Annotated in this window: 23 protein-coding genes; 15 read left to right on the top strand and 8 right to left on the bottom strand. The window is 55.1% G+C overall.

All coding sequences use genetic code 11. The features are described 5' to 3' along the window. The first annotated feature begins 133 nt into the window (after positions 1 to 133). From EU557_RS15565 to EU557_RS15550, 4 genes are read left to right on the top strand one after another with little or no spacing between them, the layout of a single operon-like run. Entirely contained in the window at positions 134 to 991 is an 858-nt protein-coding gene (locus EU557_RS15565; protein WP_135531381.1) for an ABC transporter permease, read from the top strand. Positions 992 to 996: 5 nt separating this feature from the next. After that, entirely contained in the window at positions 997 to 2,283 is a 1,287-nt protein-coding gene (locus EU557_RS15560; protein WP_135531380.1) for an ABC transporter ATP-binding protein, read from the top strand. A 9-nt stretch (positions 2,284 to 2,292) separates the two neighbouring features. After that, entirely contained in the window at positions 2,293 to 3,561 is a 1,269-nt protein-coding gene (locus tag EU557_RS15555) for a glycosyltransferase family 2 protein (RefSeq protein ID WP_135531379.1), read from the top strand. Between the two features lies 1 nt (position 3,562). Then, positions 3,563 to 5,158 carry a glycosyltransferase gene (locus EU557_RS15550; protein ID WP_135531378.1) on the top strand — a complete coding sequence of 532 codons (1,596 nt, stop codon included), beginning with the start codon at positions 3,563 to 3,565 and terminating at the stop codon, positions 5,156 to 5,158. A 54-nt stretch (positions 5,159 to 5,212) separates the two neighbouring features. Here EU557_RS15550 and EU557_RS15545 read toward each other — a convergent pair whose 3' ends face one another. Both EU557_RS15545 and EU557_RS15540 read right to left on the bottom strand, forming a co-directional pair. Continuing rightward, entirely contained in the window at positions 5,213 to 6,190 is a 978-nt protein-coding gene (locus tag EU557_RS15545) for a glycosyltransferase family 2 protein (protein ID WP_135531377.1), read from the bottom strand. A gap of 135 nt (positions 6,191 to 6,325) precedes the next feature. Beyond that, positions 6,326 to 7,231, bottom strand: a complete 906-nt coding sequence (locus tag EU557_RS15540) for a glycosyltransferase family 2 protein (RefSeq protein ID WP_245326290.1) — start codon at positions 7,229 to 7,231, stop codon at positions 6,326 to 6,328. Between the two features lie 825 nt (positions 7,232 to 8,056). On the opposite strand from EU557_RS15540, the gene EU557_RS15535 reads away from it, so the two are divergent. After that, the gene (locus tag EU557_RS15535) at positions 8,057 to 9,004 is read left to right on the top strand and encodes a hypothetical protein (protein ID WP_135531375.1); all 948 of its coding nucleotides are present in this window, start codon (positions 8,057 to 8,059) and stop codon (positions 9,002 to 9,004) included. A gap of 68 nt (positions 9,005 to 9,072) precedes the next feature. Here the strand turns inward: EU557_RS15535 and EU557_RS15530 are convergent, their stop codons facing one another. From EU557_RS15530 to EU557_RS15515, 4 genes are all read right to left on the bottom strand, one after another. Continuing rightward, a complete protein-coding gene (locus EU557_RS15530) occupies positions 9,073 to 10,254 on the bottom strand; it encodes a glycosyltransferase (RefSeq protein WP_135531374.1) in 1,182 nt (393 codons plus the stop codon). Positions 10,255 to 10,872: 618 nt separating this feature from the next. Then, positions 10,873 to 11,862 (bottom strand): SDR family oxidoreductase, encoded by a 990-nt coding sequence (locus EU557_RS15525; RefSeq protein WP_135531373.1) that lies wholly within the window; start codon positions 11,860 to 11,862, stop codon positions 10,873 to 10,875. 106 nt (positions 11,863 to 11,968) lie between these two features. Then, the gene (locus tag EU557_RS15520; protein ID WP_135531372.1) at positions 11,969 to 12,847 is read right to left on the bottom strand and encodes an SDR family oxidoreductase; all 879 of its coding nucleotides are present in this window, start codon (positions 12,845 to 12,847) and stop codon (positions 11,969 to 11,971) included. A 92-nt stretch (positions 12,848 to 12,939) separates the two neighbouring features. Beyond that, positions 12,940 to 14,826, bottom strand: a complete 1,887-nt coding sequence (locus EU557_RS15515) for a serine hydrolase domain-containing protein (protein ID WP_135531371.1) — start codon at positions 14,824 to 14,826, stop codon at positions 12,940 to 12,942. 257 nt (positions 14,827 to 15,083) lie between these two features. Between EU557_RS15515 and EU557_RS15510 the strand changes: the two genes are divergently transcribed. Further along, complete coding sequence (locus EU557_RS15510; RefSeq protein WP_135531370.1) at positions 15,084 to 16,352, top strand: MFS transporter; 1,269 nt, start codon at positions 15,084 to 15,086, stop codon at positions 16,350 to 16,352. Positions 16,353 to 16,492: 140 nt separating this feature from the next. On the opposite strand, the gene EU557_RS15505 is transcribed toward EU557_RS15510, so the two are convergent. Together EU557_RS15505 and purU are read right to left on the bottom strand one after the other, a co-directional pair. Continuing rightward, positions 16,493 to 16,975, bottom strand: a complete 483-nt coding sequence (locus EU557_RS15505; RefSeq protein WP_210116066.1) for a DinB family protein — start codon at positions 16,973 to 16,975, stop codon at positions 16,493 to 16,495. A gap of 108 nt (positions 16,976 to 17,083) precedes the next feature. After that, positions 17,084 to 17,938, bottom strand: a complete 855-nt coding sequence (gene purU / locus EU557_RS15500; protein WP_135531368.1) for a formyltetrahydrofolate deformylase — start codon at positions 17,936 to 17,938, stop codon at positions 17,084 to 17,086. Between the two features lie 304 nt (positions 17,939 to 18,242). Here purU and EU557_RS25540 point away from each other — a divergent pair, with 304 nt between their 5' ends. The 9 genes from EU557_RS25540 (at position 18,243) to EU557_RS15455 (ending at position 24,564) form a co-directional block, all read left to right on the top strand. Continuing rightward, a complete protein-coding gene (locus EU557_RS25540; RefSeq protein WP_167855232.1) occupies positions 18,243 to 18,407 on the top strand; it encodes a chryseobasin-related MNIO class RiPP peptide in 165 nt (54 codons plus the stop codon). A gap of 9 nt (positions 18,408 to 18,416) precedes the next feature. Then, a complete protein-coding gene (locus EU557_RS15495; RefSeq protein ID WP_135531367.1) occupies positions 18,417 to 19,568 on the top strand; it encodes a multinuclear nonheme iron-dependent oxidase in 1,152 nt (383 codons plus the stop codon). 320 nt (positions 19,569 to 19,888) lie between these two features. Then, on the top strand, positions 19,889 to 20,197 hold the full coding sequence (locus EU557_RS15485; protein WP_135531366.1) for a metallophosphoesterase family protein: 309 nt from the start codon (positions 19,889 to 19,891) through the stop codon (positions 20,195 to 20,197). Between the two features lie 282 nt (positions 20,198 to 20,479). Beyond that, complete coding sequence (locus EU557_RS15480; protein WP_135531365.1) at positions 20,480 to 20,926, top strand: DUF3060 domain-containing protein; 447 nt, start codon at positions 20,480 to 20,482, stop codon at positions 20,924 to 20,926. Positions 20,927 to 21,037: 111 nt separating this feature from the next. Then, a complete protein-coding gene (locus tag EU557_RS15475; RefSeq protein WP_135531364.1) occupies positions 21,038 to 21,343 on the top strand; it encodes an antibiotic biosynthesis monooxygenase in 306 nt (101 codons plus the stop codon). Between the two features lie 434 nt (positions 21,344 to 21,777). Next, the gene (locus EU557_RS15470; protein ID WP_135531363.1) at positions 21,778 to 22,203 is read left to right on the top strand and encodes a VOC family protein; all 426 of its coding nucleotides are present in this window, start codon (positions 21,778 to 21,780) and stop codon (positions 22,201 to 22,203) included. A 342-nt stretch (positions 22,204 to 22,545) separates the two neighbouring features. Continuing rightward, positions 22,546 to 23,490: a helix-turn-helix domain-containing protein gene (locus EU557_RS15465; RefSeq protein WP_135531362.1), complete on the top strand. Its 945-nt coding sequence runs from the start codon at positions 22,546 to 22,548 to the stop codon at positions 23,488 to 23,490. Positions 23,491 to 23,671: 181 nt separating this feature from the next. Next, the gene (locus tag EU557_RS15460) at positions 23,672 to 24,127 is read left to right on the top strand and encodes a hypothetical protein (RefSeq protein WP_135531361.1); all 456 of its coding nucleotides are present in this window, start codon (positions 23,672 to 23,674) and stop codon (positions 24,125 to 24,127) included. Between the two features lie 125 nt (positions 24,128 to 24,252). Beyond that, complete coding sequence (locus EU557_RS15455; protein WP_135531360.1) at positions 24,253 to 24,564, top strand: DUF3817 domain-containing protein; 312 nt, start codon at positions 24,253 to 24,255, stop codon at positions 24,562 to 24,564. Positions 24,565 to 24,569 lie beyond the last annotated feature (5 nt).

Raw genomic sequence — 24,569 nt, 5'->3', positions numbered from 1 at the left:
ATTTAACCACTAAAGTGTGTTTTCCATGATAGGCTATTTCCAAGTTGAATTATGGATTATATGCTAAAATGCGTACCTTTTCAAGGAATATTTGGGGAGCACTTGTTTGCTACTCGCCAAATTCAACTTCTTTATGTCTAGTAATACAAAGAGCACTTGGGATTGGGAAATTGTGCCCCAAACCACATGGCTAGGTACCAGTGTGTCGGAGCTATGGTCGTACCGCCACTTAGTTGTGGGATTAGTACGCCGTGATTTTCTACTGAGCTACCAGCAAACCGTACTGGGGCCGTTGTGGATGCTGTTTCAGCCTATTCTCACACTCATCACCTACGTGCTTGTGTTCGGGAAGCTGGTGGGTATATCCACTCAAGGCATTCCGCCCACGCTGTTCTACCTCACCGGTATTGTGCTCTGGAACCTGTTTAACGACACGTTCCTCGCAAACTCTTCCACCTTCCGGGACAATGCGCACATTTTCAGTAAAGTGTATTTCCCGCGTCTAGTGGTGCCCCTGGCTCAGCTATCAAACCAGCTGATACGGTTTTCCATTCAGTTCTTTCTGCTGCTCCTGATTATGGCGTACTACGTCATCTTCACTCCTTGGCCAGCCCCCAGCCTACTAAAACTCGCTGCCGTACCGATAATCATTGTCCTGATTGCTAGCATGAGTCTAGGCCTGGGCATGACCGTGTCGGTGCTCACCGGCAAGTACCGCGACCTGAGCTACATCATTTCGTTGGGCATTCGTCTGCTCATGTTCCTGACTCCGGTGGTTTACCCTATTAATTACGTGGATGAGAAATGGCGTTGGATAGTGCAGCTTAACCCTCTTACTCCACTCTTTGAGCTGTTTCGCTTATTGATGCTGGGCCAAGGGCTGGTCACGCCAGGGCAAGTGGCCTACAGCCTTGTGTTTGTTGGCGTAGTACTCGTAATGGGACTACTGACCTTTAACAAGCAGGGTGACAAGCTAATCGACGTAATCTAAGAACGATGTCAGATACGGTAATTAAAGTAGAAGGTCTTTCGAAGGTATATCGACTTGGTACTACCGGCACGGGCTCTCTACGCCAGGACCTACAGCATTGGTGGACGACCTCCGTCCTGAAAAAAGAAGACCCCTTCTTTCACGTGCCGACTGGTGAAGCCAAGTCCTCGGATGGAAAGAACCAGTTGTTGCGGGCCCTGCACGACGTAAACTTTGAAGTAAAGCAGGGCGAGGTTTGGGGCATTATTGGCAATAACGGCTCCGGGAAATCCACCTTGCTTAAGATCATCTCCCGCATTGTGCGCCCCACGCGCGGCACGGTGCGGGGTAAGGGCTCTATTAGCAGCCTGCTGGAAGTAGGTACCGGCTTCAACCCCGAGCTTACGGGCCGCGAGAATATCTACCTCAGCGGCTTTATTCTGGGTATGAATAAGCACGAGATTCGTCTGAAATTCGACGAGATTGTGGCGTTTTCTGGCCTAGAGCGCTTTCTGGATACTCCGGTAAAGCGCTACTCATCGGGTATGTATGTGCGGCTGGCCTTTGCGGTGGCGGCCCACCTCGAACCAGACATTCTTATTCTGGACGAAGTGCTGGCCGTGGGCGACGCTGAGTTTCAGAAGAAATGCCTGGGCAAAATCCGGGAGGTTTCGCAAGGTGATGGGCGTACCGTCATGTTTGTGAGTCACAACATGCAGGCCGTAGCTAAGCTGTGCCAGCATGCCCTGTGGCTGCAGCACGGCGTAGTGAAGGAGCAAGGCGAAGTAAGCCAGATTGTAAATCACTTCCTCCTGACTACGCAGCAAAACAAGACCCAACAGGTGTGGGACGCCCCCGACGAGGCACCGGGCAATGAGTTTGTGCGGTTCAAATCAGTAGAGCTAGTGCCCCACTTGCTAACCGATAACCAGGCGCTGGATATCCGGGTGCCGCTTACCGTGCGGTTTCAGATGTGGAACCTGACGGATAATGCCCTGCTCAGCGTAAATATGTTCCTGTATACCAGCAACGGCGACTGTATTCTCACCGTGCCTTCAACGGCCGCCGTGTACGACAAGGGCGTAATTGCCGGCGAGTGTACTATCCCTGGGAATTTGCTCAACGATGGCTCTTACTTCATTTCCTATTACGTGATGAAGGACACCGTGCCACTGCATGATTTTGAAAGCTGCCTGAGCTTCGACCTAGAAGACTACCGGGGCGGCGAGTCTGGCTGGAGTGGCAAGTGGTGGGGCGCTGTCCGGCCCCTTATTCCGTTCCACCTAGCGCTAAAAGAGCCTGTGCTTCAGTAAGAACATCCTATGCCGTCCTATCCGCACTACGCCGTCACGCATATCCACCTCGATAAGCAGCCCCACCTACCCGCCTTGACTTACCAAGGCCAGGGCAACTATTTGGTTTACTGGTGGAAGGAAATAGCTCTAGGCCACTCTTTCATTGAGCCCAACCACTCTCTGACGGAAGAAACCTACCGGGCAGCATTGCTGAAGGCCATCAAGCCAACCATTGAGCACTACGCTGCCCACACCAAGGCAAACGTGGAGAAGTGGCAGGCTTGGCTGGCGGCAGGCGAGACGGCCTCCTGGAGTGCATGGCTTGATACCTTGCTAACCCCCTGGATGCCGGCTTCTATTCCGGCTCAGGTGCCCGTTACGGTTATTATCTGCACCCGCAACCGGGCTGCTACGCTGAAGCTCTGCCTGGAGTCGTTGGCCCAAATGACGTGTCAGCCGGCGGAAGTAATCATCGTGGACAATGCCCCGCAGGATGACAGCACCGAGAAGGTAGCCGCGGCTTTTGCTAATGTCCGCTACGTGGTTGAGCCCAAGCCAGGCTTATCCTACGCCCGCAACACGGGCGTAAAGCAGGCCAGGTACGACATCATCGCCTTCACCGACGACGACGTGCTAGTGCACCCCGAGTGGGTGTACCGCGTGTGGGAGACGTTCCAGGATAAGCAGGTGTATGCCATGACTGGCCTAGTCATTGCCTCGGAGCTGGAAACGGAGGCGCAGCAGATTTTCGAGAGGCACTGGACGTTCAACCGGGGCTACCTCGATGTGGCCTACGACCAAGCGTACTTTAAGCGGGTAGAAGCGGCAGGCCCGCCCGTGTGGGAACTGGGAGCCGGGGCTAATAATGCCTTCCGCAAAGAAGTCTTCGACAAAGTAGGCTACTTCGATGAGCGGTTAGGGGCTGGCGCTTCCGGCTGCAGCGAAGACTCCGAGATGTGGTTTCGTATCTTAGTAAGCGGCGATACCGTGCAGTACAACCCCCGGGCGGTGGTGCACCACACGCACCGTAAGCAACTCTCGGAGCTGAAACGGCAGATATATGCTTACATGCGGGGGTTTGCGGCGGCAGCGCTTATCCAGCAAGACCAACACCCGGCAGCCGGCTACAGCAAGCAGCTTTGGTACATGCCTAAATACTACGCCTCTTTGTTGAAAAGAGGCTTTCCGCGCTTCAACTTCCGAAGCCGAACGTTGTGGGTGGAAATGAAGGGTATAGTTTCGGGAGTGAATTTCTACTACAAGCACCGTAACCGTCCCCCTCAACTCCCTGCTTAATATGGACCCTGCCTCGCCTAAAACTTCCTGGCCAGTTGTTTCGGTAATCATTACATCTTACAACTACGGCCACTTTTTAGCGGAGGCAATTGAGAGTGTACGCCAGCAAACCTACCTCGCCCGAGAAATTGTGGTGGTAGATGATGGCTCTACCGACAACACCCGTGAGGTGGCTACGGCCTACCCGGAGGTGGTGTACGTCTACCAGCACAACCAAGGGCTTTCTGCCGCCCGTAACACGGGTATTCGGCAGAGCAAAGGTCAGTACCTGGTTTTCCTGGACGCCGACGACTGGCTGTTTCCTGATGCGCTGGCGTTTAATGTGTCTTTCCTACAACACCACCCTCAGGCAGCCTTTGTTTCGGGGGCGCACACGCGGGTGTACGCGGATGAGAGGGAACGGGAACCCATAACACCACCCGTTTCTCCTAACCCTTATTACCGGCTGCTTTCGCTGGGAAACTACATTGCCATGATTTCCGCCGTGATGTTCGCGCGGTGGGCACTTAAGAAGTTCGAGTTCGATGTGACGTTGCGCAACTGCGAAGACTACGACATCTACTTGAACATTACGCGGCACTATCCCATTCTGCAACACGGTCACCAGCTGGCGGCTTATCGCATTCACCGCGCCTCTATGTCAACGGATACGTCGCAGATGCTTGACGGGGCCTTGAAAGTGCTTAATCAGCAACGCCAGAACTTAAGAAGCCCGCTGGAAATAGAGGCCTACACCCGCGGCGTACATTGCTGGACCACCTACTTTAGTGGCGGCACCGACTTTAAGCTTGTAGCGGAGGAAGTGCCAGACTACCCCGCCACTATGCACTTTTTCCGGCGCTATGCCCCACTTACCGGGTGGCGCTATACCCTACGCCACCAGCCCGCAGTGGCGGCAATGAGCAAGCATATCTCAACTGCCAGCGACGTCTGGACGTGTCAGGGAGGAATGTTGGCCCCAGGCCGTGTAGGCAAAGTAGCCCCCGGAGCCTTCAACCGGAGGCTAGCCTTCAGCCCTGGGTTTGGCTGCGACCCATGCTGGCCCATTGAGCGGCAGTACATTGCACAATTTCGCCAGCAGGAGAGTGCACACATCCAGGGCTTAGTGCTGGAAATGCAGGATTTTTGCCAAGCTCAGCAGGAGAGTGGCCTAGCGGAATTTGCTGCGTTTACCCCAACGGACGACAGCCCACCAGAGCACTGGTTCAAGAGCCAGTTCAGTGAAGCTGCTAACCTCCCCAACAACACCTTCGACTGTGTGCTATTTACGCATAGCCTCCACCTGGCCTACGACTTCAGGGATGCGCTGCAAACGTGTTACCGGGTTCTAAAGCCAGGGGGCACCTTGCTACTAACCGTGCCCGGCGTTGGCGAATGGAAGGACACCTGGTACTGGTCGTTTACGCCTGAAGCCTTACTCCGTTTGCTAGCCAAAGTATTCCCGGGCGTTGAGGCGCAGCTAGAATCGTATGGCAATGTGTACGTGGCAGCTGCTTACCTCTACGGCCTGGAACTACCAGAAATCAGCCCAGAAAAGCTACACCACTACGACCCCGAGTACCAGGTCTTGCACACCGTTAAAGTTGTAAAGTCCTGACTAAGAAGCGCCTGACCGCGCTAGGCCACTCACACGAGTCTACTTCTGGTAAGCTCAATAGTTGATGAGCTTTTTGATGCAGATTTTGGAGATGGATGATATGGTAGTTGGGTTAACATCCAGCTTAACCGCATCATAAGCCTGCTTAAAGGCTGCCTTGTAGTTTTTGGTTTCTATGTAGAATTTGTTCGCCATTTCGGCATAGTATACCGCGTAGTTCTTACGGCAGGTGCTTCTGAGCTGAGCCCGCTGATCTGCTGGTAAGTACTGCTGGATCAGATCAATAACCTTGCTGGTGTCTCGAATGCACTGCCCATTCAGATACGTGTTGCTGGTAATGTTATTGGAGTGAATGCGGTACATGGCCAGCGGTTTGGGAGAGTGTGCCACGGGGTAATGTGCCGCAATACGGGTCCACATCTCCCAGTCCTCGCCATAATGCACGCCATAGAAACCGCCCAAGTGTTCGTACACGGAGCGCTTCACTACCATGGCAGGAAACTGCACGCACTGCCCCTGCGCCAGTGTAGTAACCCAGTTGGGCATAATGCCCGGCTCCTCCAGCAGCTTCTTAGGCGAGCGTAGCCAGTTGCCATGCTCGTTCACGTAGATGTAATCGGTGAAGGCCGCCCCGGCCTCCGGAAAGCGCGTGAAGAGAGCTTCTATTTCGTCATAAAAGCCTTCCGCAATAAAATCATCGCCGTGCAGCAGATGCACAAGCTGCCCCTGTGCCCGGTTGATGCAGGTTTCAAAGTTGCGAAGGCTGCCCACGTTTTGCTCCTGCCGGAAGAAGCTGACTCGGCCCTGGCCAATTTCCTCCACCAGCGCGCGTACATCACCATCGGTGCTGTAGTCGTCCACCACTTCAATCTGCATCTTATCTGGGCCAGGAGCTTGCAGCAGCACTTTCTCCAGCGTTACCCTCAGATAAGTAATACAGTTATAGCTCGGAATCATCACCGACCATAAGGGGCGTACCGTGCCCGCTGGTAAGGGCTTAATGGCAGGGGGAGATTGTGGCGTTCGTTCCATGGTGGGGCAGAGCTAGCACTACGTGCGTAGGGTGGTATAAAGTAGCGCAACACTAGTAAGCGCTACCAAAGCATAAGGTTTGCTGCCGTATACGGCCATACGTAGGTGGGTGGCCTAGGCCAGTTCCAACGGGTATTAGCGCTTGTTTATAGCAACTTTTACCAGCAGCTTCAAAATCTTATAATACAGAACGGGGTCTTGGTGCATATGCAAGACCTGCCGGATATATTTGAACGTGGCATCTTTGTCGTGCCGCAGGTGCCAGAGGTTGTTGGCCTGCCGAATGGCGTAGTGGCTGTAAAACTTCTTGGAGCGTTTGAGCACGGGCTCCCGGTCGCTGAGGGGAAGGTGGTGCTGGATGTGGCCCATCACGGTAGCTAAATCCAGCAGGTACTCGCCATACACGTGCTTATTGCCCGAGATAGAGTTTGTATGGTGCCTATACTCGGCCAGAACGCTAGGGGTATACCCCATGGGATAGTTACGGGCAATGCGCACCCACATCTCCCAGTCCTCGCCGTATGTAGTACCAAAAAATGCGCCCAACCGCTCGTATACCTCTCTCTTTACGGCAATAGCAGCGTACTGAATTCGATTGTTCTCGCTAATGCGCAGCAAATAGTTATTGAGGATGCCAGGCCGTTGCATTTCCGGCGATTGATCGTGCTTAGGCTTGCCTACCTCATCAATGTAGCCAAATCGGCAGTATGCAGCCCCTATTTCCGGGTAGTGTTCAAATAGGTCGCCCAGCTCCTGGTAAAACCCCGGCCGAACCCGGTCGTCGCCGTGCAGGAGGTGCACAAGCTGGCCGCGGGCGCGGTTGATGCTGGTGGCAAAGTTGTGCAGGCTCCCCACGTTTTCGGGCTGGCGGTAATAGGTGACGCGGCCCTGTCCGATTCGGTTGACAATCTCTTCAACATCTGCATCAGAACTAGCATCGTCAATGACCTCAATCTGCATGAGATGTTCCGGCAACTGCTGCTGCAACACACTGTGTAGAGTTTCGGGCAGATAATTCGCGCAGTTATAAACCGGAATCATAACCGACCATAAGGGTCGAGCTACTGATGTTTCGAGCGGTGCTATAGCTGGGGGTGACGCAGGAATTCGGGACATGTCAGTTCGCAACAATAAAAAGAGCTGAAGTTGCGCGGGAGTAGCTGTTAAGGGTTATTGATATAGCAGGCTTACTACAATGGTACTAGCAATTACAGTTAACGCTTTCCCAAACCACATCAGCACCCCTCATACTTTTGCTTGGGCTTTTTGGTTGGGCAAGTTACCCTAAATTTATATTGTAATAAACCGCTCAGCTATTGGATTTAATAGATGGATAATAATTTTAAGACAGTAAAATAGCGTGAAAATTATATTGTACTGAGTTGATTGAGAACTGAATAGCCTGGCTTATGAACCAGCAAATTGCTCCTAAATCTATTATTTGAGTTAGAATAGAAAATGTTCTGCCGAGTTGTATAAGCATTCCTTACAGTTCTTAATCGTACGAATAGATGCGCTTTTATTATTGCACCTACGATCTAAGTCCGTAAGACCTTCGGGCCTAAGTAACTTAGTGCTCTGCTAAAAGTATGCTTGCGAGAGGCAGGCGAAAACGGGAGCAACTCAGCCGACGAGAAGCTTACCTAAAGTTAGGCTTCTCTACATTACTTCACCCAAATAACTAGGCCTAGGCCACTACCTTACTATCGAGCATTGCTGAGCCATCATCCCTCAGTAGGCGGCCTTTACCTATATCTTTGCGCCTAAAGCCAGGAAGTAAGTGCTTCTTCTCGCCGCCCCAGCTGCTCCCAGCTCGCAAGCTCAGCGGGTAGGTGGCCTACGCCCTTCGATTATCATCAAGCCCATATGAAGCGAATAGTTCTGAGGTTGCTGCGGTTGTATTCAATCCTCAAAAACCGTCAGGTCAGCGGTGATAACCATTATTTTATTCGCGACAATTACTACGCCCGGCTATTACAGACGAAGTATGTAGTTAAGGATACAGTAGTTAAGACTCCATATAAGGTGATAGAGTACCACGGCGAGTTTCAGCAGGAGCTGCTATTTGTGTTGCCGTTTGCTTATTGGCATCACTTAAATGGTACGCTGCTACGCACCGCTTCTTGCACGAATACGCGCGAGCTGTACTTCTTTAGCCCCAGCCACCAAGAGAAGTTTGCGGAGCGTGAGTGGGAATCGAATGACGAGAGCTACGAGATTCCGAACATGACGCACTGCAACTCCTTCGACTATCGGAAATGGGCACCCGTGCCCCTCAAGGCCACTTATCAGAATGAGGTGTTCGTGTACGAGAAGCCGATACTGGTTATTGCCAATAAGTTTAATATCGAGTGGGGGCAACCCCCAATCAATTATTTCAGCATTGAGGTGCTGGATACGTTGATTGCTACCCTAAGCGGAAAATATCAGATACTATACAACCGTCCTTCAGCTTCAAGTATTGTGCTGGATAACAGTGAAATATTAGAGTTGAACGAGCACGATTGGCTTAGAAAGCAACACCCCGAGGTTCTTTTAATGGAAGACTTGTACCAAGAGCACCGGGCTTCGGTTAATAGCTTCAATCATTTCCAATTGCTCGTGTACGCCAATGCATCAGCCTTCATTTCAGTACACGGCGGCACGGCTACGCTGGCCAGCTACTTCGGCGGGAAGAATATTATTTTTTCAAAACGCGGGGTAGAGCACGCTTTGCAGGAGTTCACTACCATCTTCCCCAAGCTGTCGGGGGCTACTATTTACCACGCCAAAACCGAGGCCGAGCTCTTGGCTTACGCAGAGCAGCATTACTAGCCCTAGCGCACCGCGGGCACCTCTTGCTTCGGTCGATGCTGCCAGAAATAAGAGTGCTCTGAAGAGGCCTACAGTGTTTGCAAGTGCTGAATAAACAGCTTAGCAATGTGTTCCCAGCTGAATTTCTTAGCGTAGTCCACGCGCTTCTGAGCTAATGCTTCGTTGTCTTCTGCCAGCGCTTTATCAATCTGAACCAGGTATTCGGCCGCACCGGTTGCCAGGTAAGTGTGCTCGGCAAATACCTCGTTCATGGTGTTTGTTTCGGTAGCTACCACGGGCTTGCCCAGCGCCAAGTACTCCAAAATTTTCAGTGGGAAGTTGCTGCGGGTAAAGTCGTTGAGTACCTGAGGGTTGATGCACACATCAAAGTGCAGTAGGTAAGCAGGAACTTCGCGGGTGTGTTTGTAGCCCAGAAAAAATACGTTAGGCAATTTGTGCAGGGTGCTTAGGGCGAAGGCCTCGTCTTCCGTGCCAATCAAGACGAAACTCCAGTTAGGCCGGGCCCGGGCCACTTCAATCAAGAGATTAAGATCGAGGCGTAGCGTGATGAGGGCGCCAACATACCCAATGCGGGGCCCAGGAATGCGCTTCAAGTCAGAGGGCACCGAGGCCGAATGCGAAATGTTGAATTGGGCTACATCAAACCCGTTGCCAATATAGAAGCTGTTGGGGTTGAAGAACTGGGCGCGCTTGGTAAAGTCGAGAGAGTTGCAGACTACAGCATCGGCTTTGCGCATGAGTGCGGGCTCTAGGCTAGGACCATGGCGGAGCCAGTAGGGCGCCCCCACGGTATAGTCGCGGTCCATGTAAACGTACTTGCGCGGATTGAGTATTTCCTTGAGGTAGAAGCTGCGGAAGATATCCTTGTCATTCACCAGGATGTAGTCGTCGAAGCCCAGATCCTGCACCGCTTTCTGGATTTCCTTACCAAACCGCCGGTTGTTAAATTTAATCAGCCACAAAAACAGGGGCGTAGAGGGCACCCAGTTAAAGGACTCAAGAGGCTGAGTTGGATACAGCACCCATAGGTGGGGCGCTAGCTCTTGCAACGGGGCCGCCTTAGATTTAATAGCCTGTAAGTGAGCCGCTACAAAAGGCGACTCAGGGGCAATAAAATAGTCTTTGCGATTAACGGGCGAGTTAACATAGAGCACGTTATGGTTTTGCCGAGCAAGCTCCCGCGCCAAATTGGTAGAGGTAGATTCGCGGTCTGTATTGATACGCTGTAAGCTGACAAAGACAAAATTCATAGCAGAAGAAATCTGGCGCTCAGTGTAGGCAATGCCGGCCGCAAGCGAAGCAGATTAAAACAGGGGAGAAGATGGGAGCAAGCAGAACGTACTAATAAAGATGCAGGTTACTGCCCAACTACAGGAGAACAGCGCGCAGTTTTAAGCTGAAAAAGGAGAGGCCTACATACGCCTGGCTAGCGTGCAGGGGTTTGATAGGCTCCTAAAATAAAGGGCTGATTGAGGATGTAAGGTTGTATTGCTGATGGCTAAGCGAAACGTGAAAAATCCGCAAGTGCAGCACGCATAGCAACAAACAGCCCATAATCTGAAAGGGAATTCTACGTGCAAAGAAAGGTATTTTTGCTTAGGAAGAAGCCTTTCTGAAAGCTAGCCAGATGAACTAACTGAACTAATCATCGGAATAGAATGCCAAAGCCTGCGTGCACGATTTGGCCCACGCAGGCTTTCGCTTAAAGTGATGGTTCTATGTTAAATAAATGGCTGTGGGTGAGGATGTAATGGCTAGGGTTGGTAAATGAAAAATAGATGAGTATTTGAGCTAGGCCTGTGTTTTCTTCGTAAGCAACCCTGCACTTGCCATGCATGATGATCATCTTTTCTAACGGCACAACGCACTTACACGCTCTTGCGCTGCCAAGCAAGGAGGCCTAGCGCAGCACCCACTGCTACAGCTACTCCTATCCATTGGCCGTTGCGGGGCTTAGCTGGGCGGCGCCAACCACCAGAAATGCCGTTGCCGTAAGGAGCAGCCCGTGACTCAAACAAGCTGTTTTCGGAAATGGACGCGGATTCAGCCTGGCGGAAGTACGTATCGAAAAGGCGCCGGCTCAGCCTGCCCACTAGGCCAGGAGCCAGCGCGTAAGACCAGCGCATGGCGTAGGCAGGCCAGCCTACCATGGTGGCGCGCCGGGGGTGTTTAGCTACGGCTATAATAGTGTCGGCTACTTTTTGCGCCGGAAATACGGGTGGAGCCGGCTTGATAACACGGCCGATATAGTTGGCGCCGTGCTGAAACCCGGGCGTGTCAATGTAAGAGGGGTGCACATCACAAACGTGAATATGGGGCTCGTTGCTTAACTCTGCCCGGAGCGTGTCCATGAGGCCTCGTAGACCATACTTGCTAGCGCTGTAAGAAGCCGTGTAAGGCTCCGGAAGCCAAGCACCAAGCGAGATAACGTTGATAAGTGTGCCCCAGCCTTGGTGCCGGAAGTAGGGTAGTACAGCGTGTGCGCCATATAAGTAGCCTAGTAGGTTAAGACGTATTACCTGTTCATGGGCTTCTACCGGTACTTCCTCAAAACGGCCTACAGCTCCGCTACCGGCATTATTAATCCAGATATCAATATGACCACCGCCAAAGTGCTGAGCTACGTCTACCAAGTGTTGCACGGCGGCGTTGTCGGTTACATCGGTGGGCACGGGCTTGGCGCGGGCAGCACCGGCTCGTTCACATTCAATGGCCACCTCGGCCAGCACTTTAGCCCGGCGGGCAGCTAAAATTAGGGTAGCACCTTGGCGGGCAAACGAGAGGGCTGTAGCGCGGCCAATACCGCTGGACGCACCCGTAATGACTACGGTGGCGCCACGCAGAGATGTTTTTTTCATAGCTGAAGACAATTGTAGTGGGACGAGTAGGCCAGTTGCCCCAGCCCTGCGCAAGTGAGCAGAACTGGGGCGTAGCACTGGTTTGGGCGCTAGCTGGTGGAGGGTACTAGCTGCCTTTAGGCATGCCACCAGTTACTTCCAGCAAGCTGCCGGTAGAGTAGCTGCCATCTTGGGAGGCAAAGTACACGTAGGCCGGAGCCAGCTCTTCCGGCTGGCCGGGGCGGCCTAACATGGTAGAATCACCGAACTTCTTGAGGTCTTCCTCCAGCATGGTGCCAGGAATGAGAGGCGTCCAGATGGGGCCGGGCAGTACGGCATTCACCCGAATCTTCTTCTCGCCCAGATAGGCCGCCAGGCTCTTGGTGAACGTGTGGATAGCCCCTTTGGTAGAGGCGTAGTCTATCTGGTGGGGGTTACCAACGAGCCCCACAATGCTACCCGTATTGATAATGGCGTCGCCCTCCTTGAGGAAGGGTATGGCGGCCTGAGCCATGAAAATGTAGCCCTTGATATTGGTGTCGAAGGTGCGGTGGATGTTTTCCTCCGGAATAGTTTCGAAGTTCTCATAGCCCATCTGGTAAGCGGCATTGTTCACCAGGATATTGAACCCACCCAGCTCGGCGTAGGTCTGGCGCACGGCCTCGCGGCAGGCATCTGCGGAGCGTACATCGCACTGAATGGCCAGAAACTTGCGGCCCTGCGCCTCCACAGCCCGGCCTACAACGGCCGCATCCTCAGCGTTGGTCTGGTAAATGACGGCTACATCGGCGCCTTCCATAGCGTAGGCCAGGGCCACTGCCCGCCCGATGCCGGAGTCGCCACCGGTAATGAGCGCCACTTTACCCTTAAGCTTACCCGCCGGCTGGTAGCTCGACATATCCCAGTCGGGCTGCTCTTTCATGCTTTCCTGGCTGGTGGGGTAGGCGGTGGGCTTAGGGTTGATTTCGCTGTTGGTGGGGCGTGGTTCGTTCTGTTCCGTATTCATTATCACAAGGTTTAGTGTGAACAGGAATACGCAAGCACTGGCCTAAGGTCAGATAAGAACGAAATGTTTTCCTCTGTTGAGCCTGCTGGAGCCTATACGCCCCACAGTCGCAGGCTCATCCAGCCGTAGGAAGTCAGCACTACTGCCAGCCAGCTCAGCGCGCCGTACGTGAGCAGTAAATACCAGGCCACTGCCCGGCTGCGGAACCGACGAAAAGTTCGCACCGTGAGCAGGAGTCCGGCCAAGGTAAAGACCACAAAAGCCAGTGGGGCTAGGGCTAGCAGCGCAGTTTGGGTAGTGAAATTGCCAGCATACCAGATGTGATTAGCCAAACTCACAAAAGCTACAATGGTGGTGACTAGGGCCGTGGTGGCCAGTAGTGGCAGAAGGCGGGGCAGCACCTGGGCACGTGGCAGTTGCCGCCGCAAGGCATAAATGAGCCACACCAGCCCGGCAAGGCTCGATGTTAGAATCAGCAGTAGGCTCAGGCCAAACAACGCCGGGCGCACCCACCACCAAGTGGCGCTGGCCTCTTGGTAATAGCTGCCAGAGAGCACCAGCATGCGCTGCCCCTCCCGGTCACGGGTTAGCACGGCGCTCGGCAAAACATGGTTTGGCCGACGGAAGGTGAGAGCGCTAGCGGGCAGCAGCGTATCGGCGTCACCGAAGAGAGGCTGCAGCAGGAGCAACTGCCCCCGCTGTACCAGTTGCTTGTCGCCGAGCAGGTAATCGCCCAGGCCGAAGAGCTGGTTGCGGGGAGCCGCGTCCTGGTAGTGGCCTAGATAAGGCGTTACGGCGGCTACGTTAAGAGGTGCCGGGACAGGCACTGCTGCTGTTGGGGCTTGGCGCAACAGAAACTCCCGAACCAGCTTTTCAATGGTGCTGAGACTTTGCCCGCCATTATTGGACATCGCATAGCCCATGCCCAGCGCGCGGTTGTAGGCAAAGGTGGAGATGAACCCCTCAATGCCCCCATTATGGCCCCGAAAGGAGGTCTTCCCCTTCCAGTTTATCAGCGAGTTGGCTAGGGCGTACCCAGTTGGCAGGCCCGCTCTGGCCTCGAGGGGGCTGTGCGGCGTTTCTATCTCCCGGAGGCTGGCGGGCCGGAGCAGTGCCGTGCCATCGGGCGCCCGGAAATCGTGCAGAAAGAACTCCACCCAGTGGGCCATATCTTCGGCAGAGGCACTCATGGAGCCAGCAGGCCCGGCATAAATGGGTAGTAAGGGGAGGCGGCGGTAGCCTCCCGCCTCATAGGAATATCCTTGAGCCAGCTTGGAGTTGCTAGCGGGTCGCAACGCTGGCGTAGCATCAGGCATGCCCAGGGGGCGCAGCAGATGCTGCGTTAGGTAGTCTTGGTACGATTGCCCGCTGATCTTCTCCAGCAGATAGCCCGCTACTTCATAACCGGGGTTAGAGTACGACATTCGCTCACCGGGGCGCCAGCGGCAGCGCAACTCGTTTCGGAATAACTGCACTGAGGTGGCTCCCGGCAGGTCGGTATCGGTGGTGTTGTACACGTGGTTGGCCTGCATGTCGTTGAAGCCGGCGGTGTGCTCTAGCACGTGCACCACGCGCACGGGGTCAGTGGCCTCCCACGGGTTATCGATGGGAATTTCGGGCGCCAGTTTCCGTACTTCATCATTAAGGCTGAGTTTACCTTGCTCAACCAGCTGCATCAGCCCCACCGTCACAAAGGTTTTCGTGACGGAGCCAATGCGAAAGAGCGTGTTGGGCGTTACGGGCTTCTGGTGCTCCACATCAGCCAAGCCTAGGCCACCCACAAAGCGCTGCAACGAGTCGGGTGAGATAATGGTCAGCATCAGGCCAGGTATATGCTCCCGCCGCATAATGTGCTCAATAGAGTCGGTGAGCTGTTGCATAGTGGCCATTGGCCTAGGAACTGGCTTGGGTCGGGTGGCTTGGGCAAAACTCGGGGCAGCGGCACTTAGCAACGCTAGCAGCAGAAATAGCTTTCTCACGGATAGAATAAGTTAACGTTCACTTGCTGGAAGATAGGTCTTTGCAAATCAGTAGTATATATGCTGGCTAATATAAGTTTGAAAGCGCTGCCTATCACACGTGGGCCAAGCCTATTTCTAGCTCACTGGCGCGCTTGAGTTACCCGCAGAATACAGCTGAGAAGTAACCATATTCAAAGGTTGAGCCTACCTCAGCCCTAGCGTACCCACGCCCCCAAGCGCCGTAGTTGGAGGTGAGGAGTGTAACCAAGGGAGGTATGGAAGCATCAGTGCGCAGCTTGCGGGGGCTGGATTGGGTTAATCTGTTAATGGCCGATGTGAAGGACGGAGTAGGCGTGTACCTATCGGTATACCTGCTCACCGTCAGAAATTGGCAGCCCGATGAAATAGGGCTGGTTATTGCCGTACCTGGCCTAGTAGGCATTCTGGTGCAGGCCCCGGCAGGCGCCCTCATCGATCGTACCCGGCATAAGCGTCTGCTGCTGATGGCGGCTTCTGTGGTTATTGCAGTGTGCTGCTTGGTAGTAGTGCTCAGCGCCAAGTTCTACCCCATTTTTCTGTCGCAGGCGGTGGTGGGACTCACGCAGTCGGTGTATGCGCCGTGCGTGGCTGCTATTACGCTGGGCATGGTGGGGCATGCGCTGCTAGACAAGCGCATTGGGCGAAACGAGAGCTTCAACCACCTCGGCAACATGCTGGCCGCTATTATTGCGGGGCTGATTGGCCGGTTTATTTCCTACGAAGGCATCTTCTATTTCTCCATTTTTCAGTGCGTGGCCTTGATTGTGGGCGTGCTGATCATTCAGGAAAAGGACATTGACCACGAAGTAGCCCGCGGAGCCGGCACCACCACCCAAGCCCCGAACACGGCTGGCATCAAGTCGCTGTTCACGAACCGCAGCATCCTAGTGTTTACCATTGCTATGGCCCTGTTCCACCTCGCCAACGGGGCCATGTTGCCCTTGGTAGGCCAGAAAATGGGACTGTTGGATAAGGAAAACTCCTCCCTGTATTTGTCGGCCGCCATCATTATTGCTCAGGGCGTGATGGTTTTTGTGGCGTCTTTCGCCGGTCGCAATGCCGAGAATGGCCGCAAGAAAATCATGTTCGTGGCCTTTCTGCTGCTGCCTGTCCGGGCCTTGCTGTTTGCCTTTATCGCCAATCCTTACATGCTGACCGCCATTCAGCTCTTGGATGGCCTAGGAGCGGGCATATTTGGAGTAGTCAGCATTCTAATGATTGCCGACCTGAGTAAAGGCACCGGCCGGTTTAACCTGCTGCAGGGCGTGGTGTATTCGGCCATAGGCCTAGCAGCCGCACTAAGCAGCATTTTGGCCGGCTACATCGTCAAGCACTTTGGCTATGCTACTGGGTTTGTTTCTCTGGCTGGTATTGCCGTGCTAGGCCTGTTGTTCTACTGGTTCAGCGTACCAGAAACCAAGGACATCACCACCGAAAAACCGCTGCTGGCTCCCGCAAACACCGATGCAGTGCAACAACCCGTGCAGAATGAGTTACTGCACTAAATCGGTTCGGTGTAGCCGTTACCCAACACTGCAGGTTGGTTCTACGCAGAGAAGGAACCAGGCTTCACCGTGTTACAGCTTCAACCAAACTTCTCCTGACTTTCGGCGTGGTAGCGCTCATATGTGGCCTAGAGGCCACGCTATTCCCAATCTTTCAGCAACCGCCGCACTAGTATTATCTGACCGGTGTGGTAGGCTGCATGATCGGCAATCAGGAAGGCTTCCCGCAGGAGAGTTTGACCAGTGCCGTGGGGGAGAGGAGCCAGCAGGTCCTGGTTGGGGTCTTGGAGCAGTTCAATGAACCGGTCGCGGTCTTGTTTGATGTGGGTGAGGGTCTGCTGCCACCCGGCTTCGTCTACGGTTGCTTCGGGAGCTGGCCAGTACTCATCAGGCCACTTCGGCGACTGATGCTCTGGGTTGATGCAGAACTCCACAATGTCCCACTGCGCAATTCGGATGTGCTCCGCCAGCTGCCACACGGTGTAGGGCAGGTCTGGGACGTGCTGGTTCAAGTGACGCACCGAGATATCAGCGCAGGCGTCTTCAAACGTAGCGTGAGCATTACCCTTGGTAAGAAACTCCGTGAGCTCTTTCACAATGCCTTTGCGCGAATTCTGATCCATGGATATGAGCGTAAAGAAGGGTGCTGATAAAGTGAATGGGCAAGCACATTGCCACGTGGCCTGTGCCCAGTACGAGTGTTTAGAGGTAAAAGGGGGATAGGGAAAAAGCTAATCGAAGATGATTGTCTTGTTTCGATGCACGAAAACCCGCTCGGCAAAAACCAGACGGAGCGAGCGGGCCAGCACAATCTTCTCCACGTCGCGGCCAGCTTGGGCCATTTCAGCGGCGCTGTGGGTGTGGTCGATGGGGATAACGCTTTGCGCAATGATGGGCCCCTGATCGAGCTGCTCATTCACGAAGTGAGCCGTGGCCCCAATAATCTTCACTCCCCGCTCGTAGGCCTGAGCATAGGGGCTAGCCCCCACAAATGCCGGCAGAAACGAGTGGTGAATGTTGATGAGCCGGTTCGCATAGGCGGCTACAAACTCCGGGGACAAGATGCGCATATACTTGGCCAGCACCACATATTCGGGCGCATATCCATCCAGCACTTCCCGCACTTCGGCCTCGTGCGCTTCCCGGCTTTTACCCTCGTGGCTCACGTAGTGGAACGGTACGCCAAACTGCCGGGTCAGGTCACCGAGCACCTCGTGGTTGCTCACTACCGCCAAAATACGGGCATGCAGCTCCTGAAACGCGTGGCGCACCAATAGCTCGCTTAGGCAATGATGCTCTTTGGTCACCAGCAGCACAATATTCTTGGGGCGGTTGTCGGAGAGGCGAATGTCGGCCGCGGCGGGCAGCGCCTCGCGTAGCTCCTGCAAGAGGGCATCGGCGTGAAAGGTGCCCGTAAACTCCGTACGCATGAAGAAAGAGCTAGCGGTGCGCTCCACAAACTCATCGTTGCGCAGAATATTCAAGCCGTGCCCATACAACACCCGACTGATGTGGTAAATCAGACCAGGTTCATCAGGGCAGCGAATCAGCAGAAGGTAAGGGGTAGAGTTGGTAGCAGTAGTCACGTCAAGGGAGAAAGCAAAGTTTCCTCCTGCGTTACGGCGCTAGGCCACTCATGTTGAGTAACAGAAGAAATGTTCGAAGCTTGTAGTGCTCTAGAGGCCTAGGGCTTATACCTGTTTGCTTGCGATACTTGGCGTACGGCTCGGTTGATTTGCTTGACCTGCTGAACACCCGTGAACCTACTGGATAGTCTTATATAAACGTTGTAATCAAAAGCTGCTACCACCAATGCAACCATGCATTCAGTAGCGGGCTCTTACCAGTGAAAAGTGAATTTGTGTCTATCTGAAAAACAACTCTACTTCGATGAAATTATCACAAGCAGTACTCGGCGCCGTGCTGGTGGGGCTAACAGTTCAAACCACCAGCTGCATCAAGAAAGACGACCCCACGCCTAAGGAGGAGCAGGGTAAGCCCAGCAAAAAAAGCCCTAAAGTGCCCGATAGCTGCCCCGGCTGTGGCTTGGGCTAAGCCATGAGTATGCCTAACCAGCCTGTCAAAGCCGATACATCAGAAATCTGCGCTTCCATCGCCTGTAACCTCGACGCCAATATTCTCACGGCGGCGTTTCCGTTGCTGGAGGAAGGACGGGTGGAGGCTCTGGAGTGGGCGTTTGATACGCTGTTCTGGGCAGAGCAAATGCCCGAATGGTTTACGGAGCTGTTGCAGGCTTATGCCGCTCAACACCGGCTGGTAGGGCATGGGGTGTACTTTTCCCTGCTCTCCGGACGCTGGACGGCGGAGCAGCAGCAGTGGCTGCAGCACCTGCGGGAGCTGTCCAAGCAGTTTGCTTTCGACCATGTCACCGAACATTTCGGGTTTTTTACAGGCCAGAACTTCCATTCCGGAGCACCCCTGCCTATTCCGTACGGTAGCAACACCTTGCGCATTGGGCAAGACCGCCTCCGCCGGATGCAAGAGGCCTGTGGGTGCCCCGTAGGCCTAGAAAACCTGGCTTTCGCCTATGCCCCCGACGAAGTAAAACGGCATGGCGAGTTTCTGGAAAAGCTGGTAGAACCGGTGAACGGCTTCTTGATTCTGGACCTGCACAACGTGTTTTGCCAGCTCCACAACTTCTCCCTCCCGTATGAGGAGCTGGTTACGCTGTATCCGTTGGAGAGGGTGCGGGAAATCCATATTTCGGGCGGTAGCTGGGAAAACTCGGGGCAGGTGCCGGGTCGTCAAATCCGGCGCGATACCCACGATGAGTCTGTGCCGGAGGAGGTGTTTCAACTACTGGAACTTACTCTGCCTCGCTGCCCTAACCTGAAGTATGTAGTGCTAGAACAGCTGGGAACCGGCCTCCGAACCGAGCTGAGCCAGGCCAACTTCCGGGCCGACTTCCATCGCATGCAGGAGCTGGTAAACCGGCATCGAAGTACCACGTTGCGCCGCACTACCAACTTGTTCCTGTCCCAACAGCCCTTGTCGTCGGGCCCAGTGGCAGAAGATGCTCAGCTTCATGCGCAACAGCAGCAGCTTTCTCATATTCTGGAAAACGCCCCTTCGTTCGAGGCTGCTCGGCAGCAACTGCAAACTTCATCCCTGGCCTACTCAGCCTGGAAAATTGAGGAATGGGAGCCGCACATGCTGGAAACCGCTATTAGTATCGCTCAAAAATGGAAGGACTAGCTTAGCTACTTTCCGATAGTCGTCAACTGGCCCAGCGCTTTCTGAGGATAATAGAGACAACCACGAAACCCCATTAAGCCCGTGTCATGCCCACTGTAGTAGAAGCATGACACGGGCTTTTTGATTAGGTGGATATATCCTTAGTAAGGCGTATGATTACCCTCATTACTCTGCCTAATGCAACATGACTAGCTAGGCCCTGTTGCACTGGGCAATGACCGGCTACATAGAGAGGTAGTGTCCCCTTTCAAGATCGGGGAGGAGGGCAGTGTGCGTGGGGTTCCAGCCTAGGCGTTGCTGGGTAAGGACGCTGGAAGCCTATGCACAACGCCTGGTACAGCGACCTGAGCACCAGCGCTGGCCGCCGGGCAGGGGTGGAGTTTGCCTGCTCCTCGGTGTCGTCGCCGGGCTTCGAGGCCTTCTTCGGCGGCAACGCAGCGGCGGTGCAGGGCTTCGAGCAAATCAACACAGCCCTCATCAACGACCTACACTACCTCGACGCCTCGCGCCGAGGCCACCTGGAAGAGAGCTTCACCAGCAGCGCCGCCACTGGTGTTTGGAAATATGTGAGCGACCTAACCACGGAACCGGTGGCTACCACCACCGGCCGCACCGAAACCTACGCATAACGGCCAGCCGTCGCTCCGCGGCTGCGAGCGAGTTACCCGCAACACCCGGTTCTGCCACCGTAGGGCTGGGTGTTGCGGCGTTTGGGGAGTTGTAAGTATCAGTAGGCCTATGCAATAAATCTTACCCTATTGAGCGCTACCTAACCGAGAGGAGACATGGTTGCCGGAGCCAATTGCGGGTTAGACGGTTGTACCCCGTAGTAAGAGGAGAGGCAGTTGCATCCGTGTACTGCTAGCTCGTTACCTTGTGGCAAAACTCTTCCTATTTATAAACCATGAAGTATGATTCGTAAAACTGCTATGATGTTGCTGCTGGCTGTTGGGACAGGCCTAGGCGCTTGCTCGTCAGGCGAAACTCACTCCGAACTATCCGGATCGGATTCCATTCCGTCTGCCACTGGCGAGGCCTCGCGGGCTAGCCATGCTGCTCAGCAAGTGGAAAGTGCTACGAGTGCGTCTTCTGCTGAGGATATTGTCATCAATGGCAGTAACACCGTGCAAACGCTGGCTTTACAGAGGCAGAACATTGAGCTAACCGGCGACGATAATACGGCTACGTTCACAGGGCAGGGCCGGGAATGTAGCGTTACCGGCAGCAACAATGTGGTTGCGCTGGAAGACGTGAAAGCAATTGAGGTAACCGGCGACAACAACACCGTAACCTGGCGCGGCGGCACGCCCACTGTTACCAACCTAGGCCAGCATAACGTAATCGAGCGGGCTAAATAGGCAGGCGGCTGCGTTAGATCTGGAAAATCGGCAAGGGCACCTCTGCTGCTTTTCACGTAGGCAATTCTGCTGAAGCTTTTTCTGACCTATTCCTACCCATTATCTTTCGTTATGCTAATTACCCGCATCTGGCACGGCATCACCGCCGCCCACCACGCCGAGTCCTATCTGCAGTACTTGCAGGAATCGGGTATCGCTGATTATAAGAATACGCCGGGCAACCTGGGGGTACAGGTGTTGCGGCGGGTGGAGGCGGAAGTGTGCCATTTCTGGACGGTAACGCGCTGGGACAGTTACGAGAGCATCAAGCGCTTTGCCGGCGAGCAGTACGAGCAGGCCCGCTACTACCCCGAGGATGCGCAGTACTTACTGGAGTTCGAGCCCACCGTGCTCCACTGCGAAACCTTCGAGTTCTAGGCAGCGGCAGTAGCACCTTGGGCAGACGTTGTCGGGTTACACTGAGGTGGCCTAGTACGGCCTACCGCGAGCCCGTCATGTCGAGCTGGTCAAGGTATCTCGCGTGCTGATGGTGGGCAAATAATAAAACTGGCTTAGAGCTCTCCCATAGCACGTCATCCTGAGTGCAGCGAAGGATCTTGTCAAGCCAGAACTATTGGCCTAGCGCCTCGTGCTACCGTGACAGGGTGCTTCACAAGCTCAGGATGATGTGCTAGTGGGTTGGGTTACCATGACGACGTCAGCACGCGAGATGTCTCGACTCCGCTCGACATGACGTTCTCTCAAGGGAAAGTCACTCTTGCTGCCCGCTCAACCTAAAATGGGTGGTAGTGGTGTATATTTTCGGGAGTAGCAGAACGTATACGCGCATCTTAGTCAGCACCGATAGCCATATGGAAGACCAGAACAACGAAGCGGCCCCTGCCTCGCCGGCTGGCGCCCTACCTCCCAAGGTGACGGGCATCGGCGGCATTTTCTTTATCTCGGACAACCCCCAGGCCACCCGGGAGTGGTATGCCCAGCATCTGGGGCTGGAAACCACCGACTGGGGCGCAACCTTTACCTCCCGGAGCGCCGACAACCCCGACGAGGTTACGTCTCTGCAGTGGAGCCCTTTTCCCAGGGGCACCAACTATTTTGCGCCTTCTACCAGGGAGTTTATGATTAATTACCGGGTGCAGAATATTGAAGCGCTGGTAGGCCAGCTCGCCGCCAGCGGAGTAACCATTCTGGATGGCATCACGAGCCACGACTACGGCAAATTCGTGCATATTTTGGATTCCGACGGCAACAAGCTAGAGCTGTGGGAGCCCGCTTAACCACGTAGCCCCGCTAACCGTAAGGGTACATGTGGCCTAGTATAGATACTAGCGGCCTTGCCGTTGAGGCTGCGGGCGTTGTAAAGAACGAGCGTTGGTCGAAAGCTTCCGCCCCTCGTCGTGCTGATTCATCAGCGTGGTTACGTTTAACCAATTTTAATACCCGGTCTCCCGCAGCAAGGCTTCCTGTGGCCCTGCACCGAATACCCCGGGCTGGACTCTGTGAGCAGCGTTGGTATAAAACACCAGCTAGCCTGCTGTTAGCTGTAGCAAACCGGCTAGCCTGGCTCACCCACTTGCGCAACGTTGCCGCCCTCTAGCGGGCGTTGCGGGCAGCGCCGTATGTTTGCGCAAGTGAATCTGCGTGACATGCAACCCGGCTCCATTAGCACGTACAACCCCCAAACCTACCTCCAAGAGTTTCTCTCGGAGCCGGCGGCGCTGCAGCACCTGCTAACCCCGGAGGCGGAGCGGTTTTTCATCATGCCGGTGGAGCAGATGTACCCGCTCTTTACCCGGCCGCTGCCGCCGGGGCGGTCCACGTCGCACAACCTGCTGTACGTGCGCACGGGCACGGCCCGTATGCACATCGGCCCCGAAACTTACACTATTGGCCCGAACGAGGTGCTGCTGGTGCGGGCCGGGCAGGTGTACTCCTTCGGGCCCGGCGACGTGAACACGGGCTATATCTGCCACTTCCACGACGACCTGCTGCTTGGGGGCCGTGGCAGCGGGGCCGAAGCCTTGGGTTCGTTTGAGTTTCTGCGTTTCTGGGGGCAGCCCGTCATTCGGCTAGGCCAGGAAATAGGTGAATTTGCCGAGCAGCTGCTGCACCGGCTGGTAGTGGAATACGACACCCAGCAGCTGCGCTACCCCGAGGTTATCCGGGCCTACCTGCTGGCGTTGCTGCACGAGCTGGGGCGGGCCTACGTCGCGGCGGAGCCCGCCGAAGCCGGCGCGGCAGCCCAACTTACGGCCCGCTTTAAGCAGCTGCTGGCTGCGTCGGTGACTACCACGCACCGGGTGAGCGACTACGCCGAGCAGCTGCACATCACGCCCGACCACCTGAGCAGATGCGTGCGCCGCGTTACGGGCAAGTCGCCGGCCCGTTGGATTGAGGAAAGCATTGTGCTGGAAGCCAAAGTGCTGCTGGCCCAAACCACCTGGCCCGTGAGCGAGGTAGCGCTGGCCGTGGGTGTGGCCGATGCCTCCTACTTCAGCCGCCTGTTTCGGAAGCATAGTGGCCTAGCGCCGCTGGCTTACCGCAAACAGCAGGATTTGTCCTGATTCCGGCCGGCTGCGTGCTAGCCAAAACGCTGGGCGGGGGCGGAGCTTTGCAGCTGTACTTGTTGCCTTTGCCTCATGACTTATCGTCCCTCTACTCTTCACCTACTCCATTCCGCGGCGGCTCTGGCGGCGGGGTTGCCTGAAAGCCAGCCGTCGTTTCACGCTTAGCGCGGCCTAGCCCATGTACCTCACACTGCTGACGCTGCACTCATTTATGCGCTGGGTAGTGCTGGCCGGGTTGCTGCTCGGGCTGTTCCGGGCCTACCGCGGCTGGCTCGGTGGGCACACCTTCTCGCCCCTCGACAACACCACGCGCCACACTGCGGCCACGCTGGCTCACGTGCAGCTGTTGCTTGGCTTCGGGCTCTATGCCGTCAGTCCAGTGGTGGGCACCTTTCACCTCCGCGATGCCGAGCACACGCCCGGCACCCTGTTTTTTGGCCTGCTGCACGCCCTGCTCATGGTCACGGCCATCGTCGTCCTGACCGTTGGCTCGGCCCTGGCTAAGCGCCGCACAGATGATCTGGCCCGGTTCCGCACCATGGCGCTGTGGTTTACGGCGGCGCTGCTGCTCATGCTGCTGGCCGTGCCGTGGCCGTTCTCGCCGCTGGCCAGCCGGCCCTACTTCCGCTTCTGAGCCAGCCCAACGTGTTGTTGCGCGCTGAGCGCGAGCTCGCAACGCTGGGGGACTCCTGGCAATGAAACCATCCTCCAACAAGGAACGCGAAGTACAGCTTCGCGCCACGCAACCCTCTTCTGACCATGTTAAAATCACCCATTGGCCGCCTGCGCCTGCTGGGCTACGCCGAAGGCCTGTCGCTACTGCTGCTGATAGGCGTGGCCGTCCCGCTGAAATACTTCTATCACGACCCCACGCTGGTGCGGGCGCTAGGGCCGGTGCATGGGGCGATGTTCCTGCTGTTCATCGTCAATAGCCTGCGGATAGGCCTAGAGGACCGGTGGCCGGCTGCTACCCTCGGCAAGGTATTGCTGTCCTGTGTGGTGCCGTTCGGGACGTTCTACGCAGACCACGTGCTGCTGAAACCACTGCAGAAGAATACCCCCAATAGCTAACTAAG

It is taken from the genome of Hymenobacter wooponensis, assembly GCF_004745865.1.
GTDB lineage: Bacteria > Bacteroidota > Bacteroidia > Cytophagales > Hymenobacteraceae > Hymenobacter > Hymenobacter wooponensis.
Note: the sequence above shows the minus strand (reverse complement) of the source record. Positions and strands in the feature narration are given on the sequence as shown.